At 63.1% G+C, this 16,285-nt stretch carries 17 protein-coding genes; 2 read left to right on the top strand and 15 right to left on the bottom strand.

Annotation, left to right across the window (positions count from 1 at the left end; genetic code table 11):
- The first annotated feature begins 91 nt into the window (after positions 1-91).
- Entirely contained in the window at positions 92-541 is a 450-nt protein-coding gene (locus RIC54_RS24315; RefSeq protein WP_350094726.1) for a Ros/MucR family transcriptional regulator, read from the top strand.
- Positions 542-607: 66 nt separating this feature from the next.
- Here the strand turns inward: RIC54_RS24315 and RIC54_RS24310 are convergent, their stop codons facing one another.
- A complete protein-coding gene (locus RIC54_RS24310; RefSeq protein ID WP_350094723.1) occupies positions 608-808 on the bottom strand; it encodes a DUF6898 family protein in 201 nt (66 codons plus the stop codon).
- A gap of 126 nt (positions 809-934) precedes the next feature.
- Between RIC54_RS24310 and RIC54_RS24305 the strand changes: the two genes are divergently transcribed.
- On the top strand, positions 935-2,122 hold the full coding sequence (locus tag RIC54_RS24305; RefSeq protein WP_350095055.1) for an acyl-CoA dehydrogenase: 1,188 nt from the start codon (positions 935-937) through the stop codon (positions 2,120-2,122).
- Positions 2,123-2,170: 48 nt separating this feature from the next.
- On the opposite strand, the gene RIC54_RS24300 is transcribed toward RIC54_RS24305, so the two are convergent.
- The 14 genes from RIC54_RS24300 to nuoG all read right to left on the bottom strand — a co-directional run.
- Positions 2,171-2,575, bottom strand: a complete 405-nt coding sequence (locus RIC54_RS24300; protein ID WP_350094720.1) for a hypothetical protein — start codon at positions 2,573-2,575, stop codon at positions 2,171-2,173.
- Positions 2,576-2,981: 406 nt separating this feature from the next.
- On the bottom strand, positions 2,982-3,236 hold the full coding sequence (locus RIC54_RS24295; protein WP_350094717.1) for a DUF1467 family protein: 255 nt from the start codon (positions 3,234-3,236) through the stop codon (positions 2,982-2,984).
- A 10-nt stretch (positions 3,237-3,246) separates the two neighbouring features.
- A complete protein-coding gene (gene mce / locus RIC54_RS24290; RefSeq protein ID WP_350094714.1) occupies positions 3,247-3,651 on the bottom strand; it encodes a methylmalonyl-CoA epimerase in 405 nt (134 codons plus the stop codon).
- A gap of 22 nt (positions 3,652-3,673) precedes the next feature.
- Complete coding sequence (locus RIC54_RS24285; RefSeq protein ID WP_350094711.1) at positions 3,674-5,341, bottom strand: ribonuclease J; 1,668 nt, start codon at positions 5,339-5,341, stop codon at positions 3,674-3,676.
- A gap of 1 nt (position 5,342) precedes the next feature.
- The gene (locus RIC54_RS24280) at positions 5,343-6,146 is read right to left on the bottom strand and encodes a type III pantothenate kinase (protein WP_350094708.1); all 804 of its coding nucleotides are present in this window, start codon (positions 6,144-6,146) and stop codon (positions 5,343-5,345) included.
- Between the two features lie 10 nt (positions 6,147-6,156).
- Entirely contained in the window at positions 6,157-6,903 is a 747-nt protein-coding gene (locus tag RIC54_RS24275) for a biotin--[acetyl-CoA-carboxylase] ligase (RefSeq protein WP_350094705.1), read from the bottom strand.
- Positions 6,904-6,913: 10 nt separating this feature from the next.
- The gene (gene nuoN / locus RIC54_RS24270) at positions 6,914-8,365 is read right to left on the bottom strand and encodes an NADH-quinone oxidoreductase subunit NuoN (protein ID WP_350094702.1); all 1,452 of its coding nucleotides are present in this window, start codon (positions 8,363-8,365) and stop codon (positions 6,914-6,916) included.
- Positions 8,366-8,385: 20 nt separating this feature from the next.
- Entirely contained in the window at positions 8,386-9,900 is a 1,515-nt protein-coding gene (locus RIC54_RS24265; protein WP_350094699.1) for an NADH-quinone oxidoreductase subunit M, read from the bottom strand.
- 4 nt (positions 9,901-9,904) lie between these two features.
- Positions 9,905-11,833 carry an NADH-quinone oxidoreductase subunit L gene (nuoL, locus tag RIC54_RS24260; protein WP_350094696.1) on the bottom strand — a complete coding sequence of 643 codons (1,929 nt, stop codon included), beginning with the start codon at positions 11,831-11,833 and terminating at the stop codon, positions 9,905-9,907.
- A 3-nt stretch (positions 11,834-11,836) separates the two neighbouring features.
- Positions 11,837-12,145, bottom strand: coding sequence for an NADH-quinone oxidoreductase subunit NuoK (nuoK, locus tag RIC54_RS24255; protein ID WP_007670167.1), 309 nt, complete (start codon positions 12,143-12,145; stop codon positions 11,837-11,839).
- 1 nt (position 12,146) lies between these two features.
- A complete protein-coding gene (locus RIC54_RS24250; RefSeq protein ID WP_350094692.1) occupies positions 12,147-12,761 on the bottom strand; it encodes an NADH-quinone oxidoreductase subunit J in 615 nt (204 codons plus the stop codon).
- A 99-nt stretch (positions 12,762-12,860) separates the two neighbouring features.
- Complete coding sequence (gene nuoI / locus RIC54_RS24245) at positions 12,861-13,349, bottom strand: NADH-quinone oxidoreductase subunit NuoI (protein WP_040743359.1); 489 nt, start codon at positions 13,347-13,349, stop codon at positions 12,861-12,863.
- Between the two features lie 25 nt (positions 13,350-13,374).
- On the bottom strand, positions 13,375-14,379 hold the full coding sequence (nuoH, locus tag RIC54_RS24240; protein WP_350094688.1) for an NADH-quinone oxidoreductase subunit NuoH: 1,005 nt from the start codon (positions 14,377-14,379) through the stop codon (positions 13,375-13,377).
- A 28-nt stretch (positions 14,380-14,407) separates the two neighbouring features.
- On the bottom strand, positions 14,408-16,285 hold a 1,878-nt coding region (gene nuoG, locus RIC54_RS24235; protein WP_350151525.1), incomplete at its 5' end, for an NADH-quinone oxidoreductase subunit NuoG.

The raw sequence follows: 16,285 nt of genomic DNA, 5'->3' as shown, positions 1-16,285 counted from the left end.
TTCATCTACACTTAAATTCCACCTGCGTTGACTTCCACCGGGGCTCGTGCGACCTAGTATTCATGCCCCACAACTAATACCGGTTACATTCATGTCTGACGATGCAATGAACACTGATTCTGGAGCGAAGTCTCTGATCGAGATGACCACCACGGTCGTCGCCGCCTATCTCGGCAACAACTCGGTCGCCTCCAACCAGATTTCGGAGGTGATCAATGCCGTGCACGATGCCCTCAGGGGCCTGTCCGGCGACAACCGCGCACCGGCTGCGGAGCCTCTGCGACCGGCGGTGTCCATCAAGAAATCCATCATGCCGGACTACATCGTCTGCCTTGAGGACGGCAAGCAGCTGAAAATGCTGAAGCGTCATCTGCGCACTGCCTATGGCCTGACCCCGGATGAATACCGGGCGAAGTGGGGGCTGCCAGCCGACTACCCGATGGTCGCACCGAACTACGCACAACAGCGTTCCGAGTTTGCGAAAAAGATCGGATTGGGCAGCCAGACCACCCGCAGGACACGGAAGCGCAAGGCCGGATGACGAAACCCTAGATCCAGCCGGCACTGCGGTGCCATGAATCGTGGGCGCAGGAGCGGGCGGTCGATCTTAGGGTCGACCGCCTTTTTTCTTGTCGAGGACGAACTGCAGTTTCCGCAGCGCCGTCCGGCGCAAGATCGTCTCACCGCTAAGCGGATCGCCGACGATCGATGCCTCGATGCCCGTGACGGGATCGATGGCGCTGACCTTCACATAGGCGCCGACGGACACAAACTCGAAGATGACGCCGTCATCGCCCCGGGTAGCCATCGTCGTTCCTTCCTAGGTTTGGACCTCGCAGCCCGACGGCGTATATAAAGCCTAATCACGCTTGTTTTCGAGGAGTTCCCGATGACACCGCCCGTAGCCGCGACGACGGATACGTCCGCCCCGAAAATGTCCAGCCGTCCGGTCTTTGCCTGGGACGATCCGCTGCTTCTCGACGACCAACTCAGCGAGGACGAGCGGATGGTGCGCGATGCCGCGCGCGACTACTGCCAGGAGAAGCTGCTCCCGCGGGTCCGCGAGGCGTTCCGCAATGAAGTCTTTCATCGCGACATCATGAACGAGATGGGCGAACTAGGCTTCCTCGGGTCGACGATCGGCGAAGAGTATGGCTGTGCCGGAGTCAACTACGTGTGCTACGGCCTGATCGCGCGTGAGGTCGAGCGTGTCGACTCCGGGTATCGCTCCGCGATGAGCGTTCAGTCGAGTCTGGTCATGCATCCCATCCATGCGTACGGCTCGGAGGAGCAGCGCCGCAAGTACCTGCCGAAACTCGCGACGGGCGAGTGGGTCGGATGTTTCGGGCTGACCGAGCCCGATCATGGTTCCGATCCGGGCGGCATGAAGACCCGGGCGGTCAAGGCCGATGGCGGCTACCTCGTGTCGGGCGCGAAGATGTGGATCACCAACTCGCCGATCGCCGATGTCTTCGTGGTGTGGGCGAAGACGGATGACGGCGTCATCCGCGGCTTCATTCTCGAGAAGGGCATGAAGGGCCTCTCGGCACCGAAGATCGAAGGCAAGTTCAGCCTGCGCGCCTCGATCACCGGCGAGATCGTCATGGACGGCGTGTTCGTTCCGGAAGAGAATCTGCTGCCGAACGTCAAGGGCCTGTCCGGCCCGTTCGGATGCCTGAACAAGGCCCGCTATGGCATCTCCTGGGGCGCTCTCGGTGCCGCCGAGGCCTGCTGGCATGCATCCCGGCAGTACACCCTGGATCGCAAGCAGTTCGGCCGGCCGCTCGCCGCCAACCAGCTGATCCAGAAGAAGCTCGCCGACATGCAGACGGAGATCACCCTCGGCCTGCAGTCCTGCCTGCGGCTTGGTCGACTGATGGACGAAGGCCGTGCCGCGCCTGAGGCGATCTCCCTGTGCAAGCGCAACTCATGCGGCAAGTCCCTCGACATCGCCCGGATGGCCCGAGACATGCACGGCGGCAACGGCGTGTCGGACGAGTACCACGTGATCCGCCATGTGATGAACCTAGAGGCGGTCAACACCTACGAAGGCACCCATGACGTCCATGCGCTGATTCTCGGGCGGGCGCAGACCGGTCTGCAGGCCTTTACCGGCGAATAGGTCTCAGACCCGCAATGACAACCTGTTTGGGCGTCCTTCGGGACGCCCTTACTTTTTGGGAGCAATGACCGCCGAACACCCGGCAGCCAGAACGCTCTGCTCGGGGTCGGTCAGCGGCTCACCATTGAAGGTCAGGCGTCCCGCCGCGATGTCGTACTTTACAGTGCCAATCGTCGCCTCTCCGCTCGGAGCCAAGGGAGATTCGCTGGAAACGCCATACTGCTTGAGCAGATCCAGGGTCAGATTGAAGGTGATCTCATTCGGTGCGGTGATCCTGGCCTGTCCCGGCAAGTCGGCCGGTGCGACCGGGTTCCCTCGGACATCGACGCCGGGTTTGTACGCAACATCGGCGCTGGGAATGTGCTGAACGAGGCGCTGACAATCCTTCGGACTGATCTTTATCGCTTTGTCAGAACCGGCCTGGGCCTGAGCGCTTCCGACGATTAAGGCCAAGAGCGAGATCAGTGCAGAGCATCTCCGAACCATTATACTCTCCCATGGCGACAATCAGGTTAGAATGATACCAATCCCGACCGTCGAACGGACCGAAAATTGTTGGTTCCCGGAAAAAGTGGTCGACGGGGTATGATGGTTATCGTATGGTCCCCCCCGATACAAAAAAAGACCGCGCCGGCAAAGCCGACACGGCCCGAGTTTAGGGAGGAAACGCCATCAGGCGTTGTTGGTCGGTCACCCGATCAACGAAAAGAACGTAGGCGTACAGTTTTGAGGTGGCAAGGGCGAAACGGCTCTTGCCGCTTTTTTTTGTGGCAAACTTGGCCGTGCCGCCTAACTTTTAAGCAATTGACTCTGCGAATACACGGTGTTGACTAATTGCTCGGCAGTGAAGGTGTCCCGCTTACCAGTTCCGGACAGCGTCCCTGAACGAGTAAACATCGCTCGCGATCACCGCGTAGACCCCAAACCATAGAACTCCCGCCAGGACAGTCGCGGCCGCGACCTTCTTCAGGAGGAGCGGTCGTATCGGAGCACCGGTGGCATGGCCCCTCTCGACATCCGAAGGCTCCGGTGTCTGAACTCCGATCGGCAACGTCACGAAGAAAACCAGCCACCACAGCAGGACGTAAACGACGACACCGGACACAATATCCATCGATCCGGCCTTACGCTTGTTCGAGTTCGATCAACGAGCCGCAGAAGTCTTTTGGATGCAGGAACAGGACCGGCTTGCCGTGCGCTCCGATCTTCGGCTTACCGTCTCCGAGTACCCGTGCGCCGGTCTGCACCAGCCGATCTCGAGCCGCTTCGATGTCATCGACTTCGTAACAGATGTGATGAATCCCACCCGTGGGCGCCTTCGCCAGGAAAGCACTGATCGGCGAGGCTTCGCCCAGCGGGTGAAGCAGCTCGATCTTGGTGTTCGGGAGCTCGACGAACACCACGGTCACCCCGTGCTCCGGGAGATCCTGAGGCGCCGAGACCGCCGCACCCAGCGTGTCACGGTAGGTCGCGGTCGCGGCCGCCAGATCAGGCACCGCGATCGCAACATGGTTCAGCCGACCGATCATCAGCGGTCTCCTCCTCCAGGTATCAGACCCGAACGACGTGAACGTCGGTTACCGGACGCTTGCCGTGCTCAGCCCGCACGACACGGCGAACCATGCGCCGCGCTGCTTCCCGCACAGCTTCATCATCGCGCCGATTGGCGACCGACAACCCGCGCAGAGCCTCCCGAACCGCATCGGCGGCATCCAGCTCCAGATCCTCGCCGTCGACGCCATCGGTTACGCCCTGGAAGCTGACCAGCGGTTCCGCGCGCAGCTTCCCGACCTTGTCCAGCACCAGCGTTACGGAAGCGGCTCCGTTGTACAGCATATGACGGCGCGCCTGGATGGACTCACTGGCCAGCGGAACCAGCCGGCCGCCATCCATCGTCAGGCCACCGGTATCCACGTGGTCGACCACGGCAGCCGCACCGGCGCGCAGGCGGATCAGGCTGCCGTTGGCCGGCACCACAGCTTCGGGAACCTGGCACGCCCTGGCGAGGCGCGCGTGCTCGCGCAGATGCCGGGCATCGCCGTGCACGGGAACGGCAATCCGTGGCCGGATCAGCTGATACATCCTCGCCAGGTCGTCCCGCGCTGGATGCCCCGACACGTGAACGCCGGGATGGTCTTCCGTGGTGAGGATCTCCACATTGCGCCCGGCGAGCTTGTTCTGAACTCGGCCGATCGCCCGTTCGTTGCCGGGGATCTGGCGCGACGAGTAGATGCACACGTCGCCCTCCCCCAGCGAAATGTGAGGGTGGGTTCCATCAGCGATCCGCGACAGAGCCGCCCGCGGTTCTCCCTGGCTGCCGGTACAGATCAGAACGATCTTGTCCTCCGGAAAGAACCCCGCGTCGGATTCGGAGATGAACGGCGGCAGATCGGTCAGGTAGCCGTTCTCCTTGGCGGCATCGTGCATCCGCCAGAGCGACCGGCCGATCAGCGCGGTCTGCCGGTCGTTTGCCGCGGCGGCCAGGGCAACCGATTCCATCCGGGCCACGTTCGACGCAAACGAGGTGACGGCAATACGCCCGTTGTACTGATCGAACAATTCGGTGAGCGCCATCCGCACCTCGGCCTCCGAACCCGTACTGCCCGGCTCGAAGACGTTGGTCGAATCGCCGATCAGCGCAAGCACCCCCTCATCCCCAACGGCGCGGAGCGCGTCGAAATCGGTGGCCTCGCCCACGAACGGGGTCGGATCGAACTTCCAGTCACCGGTGTGGACCACCGTGCCGGCCCCGCAGCGCAGAACGACGGCACTCGGCTCCGGAATCGAGTGGGTCTGACGAACCAGTTCGACCTCGAACGGTCCGATCACGAAGTTCGCGCCGACCGGAACCTCGCGCAGGTCCACCTCGCCGAGCAATCCGGCGTCATCGAGCTTGCGACGCAGCAACGACGCGGTGAACGGCGTGCACCAGATCGGACAGCGCAGCTTGGGCCATAGATAGGGCACGGCCCCGATGTGGTCTTCATGGCCGTGGGTCAGCAGCAGGCCTTCCAGGCGGTCGCGGTGCTTAACGATCGGCTCGATGTCCGGCAGGATGATGTCGAGGCCCGGAGTGCTGTCATCGGCGAACGTGATGCCGAGGTCGACCATCAGCCATCGGCCGGCATAGCCGTACAGGTTGACGTTCATACCGATTTCGTCGGATCCGCCGAGCGGTAGGAAATAGAGGTCGTCGTCGCGCTCGTCGATGGCCAGCATTTTATCCTGCGTTCTGCTTGTGAATTATTCTCAGTCCGGCCAATGTCAGGTCGTCGTCGACGATCTCGAGGGCCGGTGTCCATTCGGCAAACAGCGCCGACAACCCGCCGGTGCCAACAACCCGCATTGGTCGGCCGTACTCGACCTTGATGCGCGCAACCAGACCCTCGATCATCGCGACGTACCCCCAGAAGATCCCGGAGTGCATCGCCGACCGCGTGTTCTTGCCGATCACCCGGACCGGGTCGTTGTCGCCCGGCCGTCGCTCCGGCGGGCGTATTGCGATCTTCGGCAACTGGGCCGCCGCCATATACAGCGCATCAAGCGACAGATTGATGCCCGGGGCGATGATGCCGCCGGCATAGCCGCCATCCTCATCGACCACATCGAAGGTCGTCGCCGTCCCGAAATCGACCACGATCAACGGGCCGCCATAGAGTTGGTGCGCCGCCACCGCGTTTACCACCCGGTCGGCCCCCACCTCCTCCGGGCGTTCGATTCGCACTTCGATTCCCAGGTTCACTCCGGGTTCGCCGACAACCATCGGATCGATCTTGAAATGCTTGCGGCACAGGGTGCGAAGGCTGAACAGCGATGCCGGAACCACTGTCGCCAGGATGATCGAAGAAATCTCCTTGGCATCCAGCCCGCCGAGAGCCATCAACTGGGTCAACCACACGGCGTACTCGTCGGCCGTTCGGGTCGAAACGGTCGACGTGCGCCACGCGCCGAGCGGTTCATCTTCGTCGCCGCGATACACCGCGAAGACGGTATTGGTGTTTCCGCAATCGATGACCAGCAGCATCACCGTCTCCTCACCCGATTACCTCGCCGGACGCAATCCGTCGGATCGATCCATCGGACAGATGAAGCCGAAGCGATCCATCCATTTCCAGCCCCGCGAAACTGCCATGGACCCGATCGGCACCCAAGCCGACCGTCATCGGGCTGCCCAGGTCGGGACCACGCTCCAACCACGCTGACCGGATGCCATCGAGCCCGCGCAGACACCACTGCCGATACCGTTGCGCCAACGTGTCGAGCAAAGCCATGAGAACCGTGTCAGCGTCGGCGGTCTCAATCCGGGACGTCGGGCGGTCCGGTAGGTCGGGATGGCTCGCGACGTTGATACCGATTCCAACCAGCACCGCCGACAGTGACGCACCTTCGGCCACCGCCTCAAGCAGCACGCCAGAAACCTTCCCGCCGTTCAGGAGCACGTCGTTCGGCCACTTCAGACGGACCGGTTCTGCGAATCTGGTCACTGCATCAGCAACCGCCACCGCTGCCACCAGCGACAGTTCAGCGGCGCGTGCAGTCGGTATCTCGGGCCGCAGGATCGTGGTCGTGTAGACATTGCCGATCGACGACACCCAGGGCCGTCCGAGGCGCCCCCGCCCACCGGTCTGCGTGGCGGCACGAACCACCGTCCGGTCCGCGGCACCCTCTGCCGCCAGGCGGCGCGCTTCATCCATCGTACTGGAAACGCTGTCGAACGATTCAATTGTCCAACCGGCGACAGAACCTTGCGGACCGGCGGCAACCGCGCACCGGGCCGTCATGCCGGGAGCCTCACGCGCCAAGCAGACTGATCGCTGCCTGCTGTGCCTTGTCGTAGATCGGCGAGATGGCGATCAGGAACAGCAGGGTGATCACGGCCGAACCAAAGATGATCGCGCGCAGATCGCCACCGACCTTGGCGTCCAGTGGCTGGGTCGCCTCGTCAAAATACATGATCCTGATGATGCGCAGGTAATAGAACGCACCGACCACGCTGGCGAGCACACCGATCACGGCGAGGCCGAACAGTCCGGCTTGCACCGCGGCCATGAACACGTACCACTTGCCGAAGAACCCGGCGAGCGGCGGTATGCCGGCCATCGAGAACATGAACACCATCAGCGCGAACGCCATCATCGGGTGGGATTTCGACATGCCCGACAGATCGGACAGGTTCTCGACCAGCCGCCCTTCCCGACGCATTCCGAGGATGATCGCGAAGGTGCCGATGTTCATGAAAATGTAGCTGCTGAGATAGATCATCACGCCGGTGATCCCGGCCTCGTTGCCGGCGGCAAGGCCAACCAGGGCGTAGCCCATATGGCCGATCGAGCTGTAGGCCATCAGGCGCTTGATGTTGGTCTGTACCATCGCGGCGAACGCGCCCAGGACCATCGAGGCGATCGAGACGAACACCAGGACCTGCTGCCAGGAGTCCACCATATCGCCGAACGGGCCTGCCAGGACCCGCACGAACAGCGCCAGTGCAGCAACCTTCGGGGCGACGGCAAACAGGGCGGTCACCGGGGTGGGCGCGCCTTCGTAGACGTCGGGGGTCCACATGTGGAACGGAACCGCGGAGATCTTGAACGCCAGACCGCAGATCAGGAACACCAGGCCAACCACCAAGCCGACCGAGGTGCCGCCCTCGGCGCTGAACACGCTGGCCAGGCCGGCAAAGCTCGTCGTGCCGGCAAATCCGTAGATCAGCGAGCAGCCGTACAGCAGCATTCCAGAGCTGAGCGCGCCCAGCACAAAGTACTTCAAGCCAGCTTCGGTGGAGCGGACCGAGTCGCGGCGGATCGATGCCAGCACGTAGAGCGACAGGCTCTGCATCTCCAGGCCCATGTAGAGCGCGATGAGATCGTTGGCCGAGACCATCATCAGCATGCCGAGCGTCGCGAACACGATCAGCACCGGGTATTCGAAGCGACCCTTCCGCTCGCGCTCGAAATAGCCGAACGACAGCACGATGGAGAACGCCGAGCCGAGCAGGATCAGTACCTTGGCGAAGCGGGCAAAAGCATCCGTGATGAACAGACCGAAGAATGCGTCGTCGGTGCCGGTGCGCGCGACCACCAGGATTCCAGCCACCAGAAACGCCAGCACCGCCAGCCACCCCGGCGTGCGCAGGCTGTTCGAGCCCCGGAACACCCCGAACATCAGCAAGGCAATGCCGGCGACGGCGAGGAAGATCTCGGCCGTGGCTGGCGCCATTTCGGGAAGGCTCGTCACCGCGTTCATCTGAGACTCTCCCGGCGCCGTCAGCGGGCGGCCACGGCGGTCCCGGCTTCGCCGAGAGCCACCTTGTAATTGGTGATCAGGTTGTCGACCGAGACCGCCATCATGTCGATGAAGGTCGAGGGATAAATGCCCATCCAGAACACAAGGACGATCAGCGGCGCGAACAGCGCGATCTCCCGCGGGCTCAGATCAAGCATCGCCTTGACGCTGTCCTTGTCGAGCACCCCGAAGATGACCCGGCGGTACAGGTAGAGCATGTAGGCGGCCCCAAGGATCAGGCCGGTCGCCGCCAGCGCCGCCAGCCAAGTGTTCACCTTGAACGCACCGGCGAGGATCAGCAGTTCGCCGACGAACCCGCTGGTGCCGGGCAGGCCGACCGACGCCATGGTGAACACCATGAACACCAGGGCATAGCGCGGCATGTTGTTGGCGAGACCTCCATAGGCCGAGATCTCACGGGTGTGCAGCCGGTCATAGACCACGCCGACACACAGGAACAACGCGCCCGACACCACGCCATGGGACAGCATCTGGAAGATCGAGCCTTCCACGCCCTGGGTCGTCAAGGTGAACATGCCGATGGTCACGAAGCCCATATGCGCCACCGACGAATAGGCGATGAGCTTCTTCATGTCCTGCTGCACCAGCGCCACCAGCGAGGTGTAGATGACGGCGACGACGCTGAGGGCGAACACCAGGGGCGCGAAGTAGTCGGTCGCCTCCGGGAACATCGGGATCGAGAACCGCAGGAAGCCATAGCCCCCCATCTTCAACAGCACGCCGGCCAGGATCACCGAACCGGCGGTCGGCGCCTCAACGTGAGCGTCCGGCAGCCAGGTGTGCACCGGCCACATCGGCACCTTGACCGCAAACGACGCGAAGAACGCCAGCCATAGCCAAGTCTGCAGCGCAGGGGCGAACTTGAAGACCAGGAGAGTCGGAATGTCGGTGGTTCCGGCGTCCCAGTACATCGCCAGGATGGCGATCATCATCAGGACCGAACCGCCGAGCGTGTAGAGGAAAAACTTGAACGCCGCATACACCCGGCGCTGGCCGCCCCAGACGCCGATGATCAGGAACATCGGGATCAGCACGCCTTCGAAGAAGACGTAGAACACCAGGATGTCCAGGGCGCAGAACATGCCGACCATCAGGGTCTCGAGGACCAGGAAGGCGATCATGTATTCCTTGACCCGGCTTTGGACCGCTTCCCAGCTCGCCAGGATGCAGATCGGCGTCAGCAGGGTCGACAGCAGCACGAACCACATCGAGATGCCGTCGACGCCCACGTGGTAGGCGATCGACGATCCGGGGATCCAGTCATACCGCTCAACCATCTGGAAGTCGGCGGTCGTCGGATCGAAGTTGTACCAGATCAGCAGGGAGACCAGGAAAACCGCCGTCGATATCAGCAGCGCCTGCCACCGGCAGTTGGTCGCAACCTGAGCCTCCTCGCCACGCGTCAGCAGGATGAAGAACACCCCGACCAGCGGCAGGAAGATGACGAGGGAGAGAAGTGGCGCGTTGCTCGCCATAACGTCAGCCTCCGAAGGCCAGGTACCAGCTGACCAGGGCAACCACCCCGATCAGCATGGAGAATGCGTAATGATAGACGTACCCGGTCTGCAGCCGGCCGGCACGAGCCGCCAGATTGCGCGCCACCGCCGACACGCCGTCCGGGCCGAAGCCGTCAATGATCGCCCGATCGCCACCCTGCCAGAAGGCCACGCCGACCTGCCAGGAGCGCTTGACGAACAACCAGTCGTACAGCTCGTCGAAGTACCACTTGTTCAGCAGGAACAGGTAGATCGGCTGGAACCGGGCCGCGAGCATGCCGGGCAGATGCGGGCGGAACATGTACATCAGGTAGGCGAGGCCAATGCCGATCACGCCCACCACCAGCGGGGCGGCCTTGACCCAGAACGGAACATGGTGCGCCGCCTCGATCGAATTGTTGTCCGGCAGGATCTTGATCGACTCCCGCCAGAACTCGGCCATGCCCTCGCCGACGAACCACTCATATCCGGCCCAGCCGCTGAACACCGCGCCAGCCGCCAGGAACGCCAGCGGGATCAGCATGACCTTGGGTGACTCGTGGACGTGGTGCAGCACCTCGTCCGACATGCGCGGCGTGCCGTGGAACGTCATGATGATCAGCCGCCAGCTGTAGAACGCGGTCATCAGCGCGGCGGCGATGCCCATCCAGAACGCAAACTGACCAACGCCGGTGTGGCTGCCGTAGGCCGACTCCAGGATCATGTCCTTGGAGTAGAAACCGGCGAACAGCGGCACGCCGGCCAGAGCCAGGCTGCCGATCCACATCATCGCGTAGGTGAACGGGATCTTCTTCCAGATGCCGCCCATGTTGCGCATGTCCTGCTCGTCGGACAGCGCGTGGATCACCGAGCCGGCCGACAGGAACAACAGCGCCTTGAAGAAGGCATGGGTCATCAGGTGGAAGATCGCTGCCGGATAGGCCGACACACCGAGCGCGAAGAACATGTACCCGAGCTGGCTGCAGGTCGAGTACGCGATCACCCGCTTGATGTCGTTCTGGCACATGCCGACGGTCGCGGCGAAGAACGCGGTCGCCGCACCGACGATGGTGACGACCTGCAGAGCGAATGGCGCGTATTCGAACAGCGGCGACATGCGCGCAACCAGGAATACGCCGGCGGTCACCATGGTCGCCGCGTGGATCAGCGCCGACACCGGTGTCGGGCCTTCCATGGCATCCGGCAGCCAGGTGTGCAGGCCAAGTTGCGCCGACTTACCCATGGCGCCGATGAACAGCAGGATCGCGATGATGGTCAGCGCGTCCCCCTGCATGCCAAGGAAGCCGAGAGTCGTTCCGGCCTTCTCGGGTGCGGCGGCGAAGATCACGTCGAGCGACACGGTGTCGAACAGCATGAAGCAGCCGAAGATGCCGAGCGCAAAGCCGAAATCGCCGACCCGGTTGACCACGAAAGCCTTGATCGCAGCCGCGTTGGCCGACGGCTTGTGATACCAGAACCCGATCAGCAGGTAAGAGGCGACGCCGACCCCTTCCCAGCCGAAGAACAACTGCACCAGGTTGTCGGCCGTCACCAGCATCAGCATCGCGAAGGTGAAGATCGACAGATACGCCATGAACCGCGGGATCGACCCGTCGTGGCTCATGTAGCCGACCGAATAGACGTGGACCATGGTCGACACCACGGTCACGACCAGCACCATCACCGCCGTCAGGGTATCCCAGCGCAGGGCCCAGTTGGCCTCGAAGCTGCCGGACGCGATCCAGGTCAGCACGTCGACGGTGAAGGTCCGGCCGCCGATGGCGACCTCCCAGAAGGCGATGACACCGAGGATCGAGGAGACGATCATGGCGCCGCAGGTAACGATCTGCGCGCCCCGGTCACCAATGACACGGCCACCGAAGCCAGCGATCAGGGCGCCGACCAGCGGCAGGAAAACGATCGCGGAGTACATCCGTCAGCCCTTCATCAGGTTGATGTCCTCGACCGCGATCGAACCGCGGTTGCGGAAGTAGACCACCAGGATCGCCAGGCCGATCGCGGCTTCGGCCGCCGCCACCGTCAGCACGAACAGCGCGAATACCTGCCCGACCAGATCGCCGAGATGGGTGGAGAAAGCCACCAGGTTGATATTGACGGCCAGCAGCATGAGTTCGACCGACATCAGGATGATGATGACGTTCTTGCGGTTCAGGAAAATGCCGAAGATCCCGAGCGTGAACAGGATCGCCGCGACCGTCAGATAGTGGCCGAGACCAATCGCCATATCAGACCCCTCCCCCCCGGGTAACCTTCATCACTTCGACGGCATCCTCTCGGCGCCTGGCGTTCTGCACCAGGATCGACTGGCGGCGCACCCCTTCGCGCGACCGCAGAGTCAGCACGATGGCGCCGATCATCGCGATCAGCAGGATCAGGCCTGCCGCCTGGAACAGATAGACATAGCGGGTGTACAGCAGGCCGCCGAGCGCGTGGGTGTTTGTCACGTCCGCCGCGGGCGGAACGACTGCGCCCATGGTGTTGGGAATGCCCGGAGCCACGGTCCAGGCGCCGGTGATCAGCAGCAGTTCGGCCAACAGCACCAGGCCGATGGCGGCCCCCACCGGCACGTAGCGGATGAATCCCTGGCGCAGTTCGACGAAGTTGATGTCCAGCATCATCACGACGAAAAGGAACAGTACCGCCACCGCGCCGACATAGACGACCACCAGGATCATCGCCAGGAACTCCGCACCCATCAGCACGAACAGCCCGGCGGCGTTGAAGAACGCCAGGATCAGGAACAGGACGGAATGCACCGGATTGCGCGAGGTGATGACCATAGCGCCCGATGCCACCGCGACGGCGGCGAACAGATAAAACACCAGGGCCTGAACGACCATCCCACTTCCTTCTCCGGGGGTGAACCCGGTTCTCTCGACGACGAATTTCTATCAATTCATCAGTCGGTTATCATGCACGTCTAACGTAATGCCTCAGCATCAGCGATACGGAGCGTCCGCAGTCAGGTTCTGGCTGATCTCGGCCTCCCAGCGGTCGCCGTTCGCGAGCAGCTTTTCCTTGTTGTAGAACAGCTCCTCGCGCGTTTCGGTCGCGAACTCGAAATTCGGTCCCTCGACGATCGCGTCCACCGGGCAGGCTTCCTGACAGAAGCCGCAGTAGATGCACTTGGTCATGTCGATGTCGTAGCGGGTTGTACGCCGCGAACCGTCGGCGCGCGGCTCCGCCTCGATCGTGATTGCCTGCGCCGGACAGATCGCTTCGCACAGCTTGCACGCGATGCAGCGCTCCTCGCCGTTCGGGTAACGGCGCAGCACGTGCTCGCCCCTGAACCGCGGACTGATAGGCCCCTTCTCATAGGGGTAGTTGATCGTCACCTTCGGCCGGAAGAAATAGCGCAACGTCAGGCTCATGCCGGACAGGAGCTCCGCCAGCAGAAGGCTCTTCGGACGAAATCCCATGGAAGCCATGGTTGTTACCTCGCTCCTCGGCCGCTCACGGCACCCAATCGAACGCCACCAGCACGCCGGCCGTCACGACCACCCACAACAGCGAGAACGGCAGGAACACCTTCCAGCCGAGACGCATGAGTTGGTCGTAGCGGTAGCGCGGGAAGGTCGCCCGCACCCACAGGAAGAAGAACAGCACGAATGCGATCTTCAAGCCGAACCAGATCGGGCCCGGCAGCCAGTTGAACGGCGCAATATCAAACGGCGGCAGCCAGCCGCCCATGAACAGCACGACGGTCATGCCGCTCATCAGGATCATGTTCGCGTATTCGCCGAGGAAGAAGAGCGCGAAGCTCATCGACGAATACTCGACGAAGTACCCGGCAACCAGTTCCGACTCGCCTTCCGGCAGATCGAACGGTGCCCGGTTGGTCTCGGCCAGCGCCGAGACAAAGAAGATCACGAACATCGGAAGCAGCGGGATGGCGAACCAGACCGTGCGCTGCGCCTCGACGATGTCGTTGAGGTTCAGCGATCCGACGCACAGCAGCACCGTAATGATCACGAAGCCGATCGATACCTCGTAGGACACCATCTGCGCAGCCGAGCGCAAGGCGCCGAGGAAGGCGTACTTCGAGTTCGACGCCCAGCCGGCCATGATCACGCCGTATACGCCCAGCGACGAAATCGCGAACAGGTACAGCACGCCGACATTGATGTCGGCCAGGACCATATCGGGCCCGAACGGAATCACCGCCCAGGCGATCAGGCTGAGAATGAACGTCAGCATCGGCGCCAGCAAGAAGACGATCTTGTTGGCGCCCGACGGAAGAATGGTTTCCTTGGCCAGCAGCTTGACGCCGTCGGCCAGCGGCTGCAGCAGGCCGAACGGCCCGACCACGTTCGGTCCCTTGCGCAACTGCATGGCCGCGATGACCTTGCGCTCGAAGAAGGTGAGGTACGCCACCGCGACGAGCAGCGGCACCACGATCGCCAGGATCTGCGCCACAATGATCGCGGTCGGTACGACGTATGTGTCGAGGAAGGTCATGCTGGTTTCGCCCCGCCCGGTCTCTGGATCAGCCGTTGGTGCCGGTCGCGGCCGGCTGACGTCGTAGGACGAAGATCTCGGTGCATTCCGCCATCGTCTTGGACGCCCGGCTGATCGGGTCGGTCATGTAGAAGTTCTCGATCGGCGACGTGAACGGCGCGTCGTCAACCGCCCCCGACGCTCCGAACTCGCCCCACGCCGCCGGTTCGATGGTATCGATCGCGGCAAAGGTCTCGTGGTCGGCCATCAGCGCCTGACGCAACGCACCGAGGGTGTCGAACGGCAAGGTCTTGCCGACCGCTTCCGACAGTGCCCGCAGGATCTTCCAGTCCTCGCGTGCTTCGCCCGGCGGGAACCCGGCGGCAAAGCCCATCTGAACCCGGCCCTCGGTGTTGACGTACAGCCCGTCCTTCTCGGTATAGGCGGCACCCGGCAGAACCACGTCGGCGCGATGCGCGCCCTTGTCGCCATGGTGTCCCTGGTAGACCACGAAGGCGTCGCCCAGGGCGTCGGTGTCGATTTCGTCCGCGCCCAGCAGGTAAACCGCCTTGATGGCGCCTGACTGCGCACCGGCAACGATCCCTGCGACGTCGGCACCGCCTTTGCCCGGCACGAACCCCATATCCAATCCGGCAACCCTGGCAGCCGCTGTGTGCAGCACATTGAAGCCGTTCCATCCGGGCTGGGTGTCGCCATCGTCGTCGACGGTGGCCGGCTGGATCATCCCGTAGGTCTCGGCAATCGCCCGGGCCTGGGCCAGGACGGCCGCGCCGTCACCGCGCGACAATGCCCCCATGCCGACCACGATCATCGGCCTCTTGGCGGACTTCAGGACTTTCGCAAAGCTGTGCTTGCCGTCGGCAACCTCGGCCAGCGTCTGTGCACCGGCCCCCAGATGCTCGTACTCGTAGGTCAGATCGAGCGGCTGCCCGATCACGCCGATCGGGAAGCCGCCGCGCAGCCAGCGCTTACGGATCCGCGCGTTGACCAGCGACGCCTCCCAGCGCGGATTGGTGCCGACCAGAAGCAGGGCATCGGCATCCTCGACCCCGGCGATCGTCGTGTTGAAGATCCAGCCGCCTCGCGGCCCCTGCCCGATCGCCGCACCGTCCTGCCGGCAGTCGATGTTCGGCGAACCGAGCTCGGCCATCAGGCGCTTCAGCGCGTACATCGACTCGGCATCGACGGTGTCGCCGGCAATAGCGGCGATCTGCTTGCCCTTCAGGCCCTTCATACGCTCGGCAACAGCGGCGAACGCTTCCGGCCAACTCGCCGGCTGCAGCTTGCCGTCCTTGCGGACGTATGGCCGATCGAGCCGCTGGCGCTTCAAGCCGTCGCATGCGTAACGGGTCTTGTCGGAGATCCACTCCTCGTTGATGTCCTCGTGCAGGCGCGGCAACACGCGCAGCACTTCCTGACCGCGTGCATCAACGCGGATGTTGCAGCCGACCGCGTCCATGACGTCAATCGACTCGACCTTCTTCAACTCCCATGGCCGCGACACGAACGCATATGGCTTGGAGGTCAGGGCGCCGACCGGGCACAGGTCGATGACGTTGGCCGACAGTTCGGAATCCAGGGCCTTCTCGAGATAGGTGGTGATTTCCGCGTTCTCGCCGCGGTTCAGCATGCCCATCTCGCTGACACCTGCGATCTCGGTCGAGAACCGGACGCAGCGGGTGCAGTGAATGCAGCGGGTCATGATCGTCTTGATCAGCGGCCCCATGTACTTGTCGGTGACCGCCCGCTTGTTCTCGGTGTAGCGGGTGGAATGGGAGCCGAAGCCCATCGCCTGATCCTGCAGGTCGCACTCGCCGCCCTGGTCGCAGATCGGGCAGTCCAGCGGATGGTTGATCAGCAGGAATTCCATCGTGCCCTTCTGAGCCTTGCGGGCCAGATCGGACTT

The sequence above is a fragment of the Thalassobaculum sp. genome (assembly GCF_040219215.1).
Lineage (GTDB): Bacteria > Pseudomonadota > Alphaproteobacteria > Thalassobaculales > Thalassobaculaceae > Thalassobaculum_A.
The sequence above is the reverse complement of the archived record's forward strand: the minus strand, read 5'-3'. Positions and strand labels throughout refer to the sequence as shown.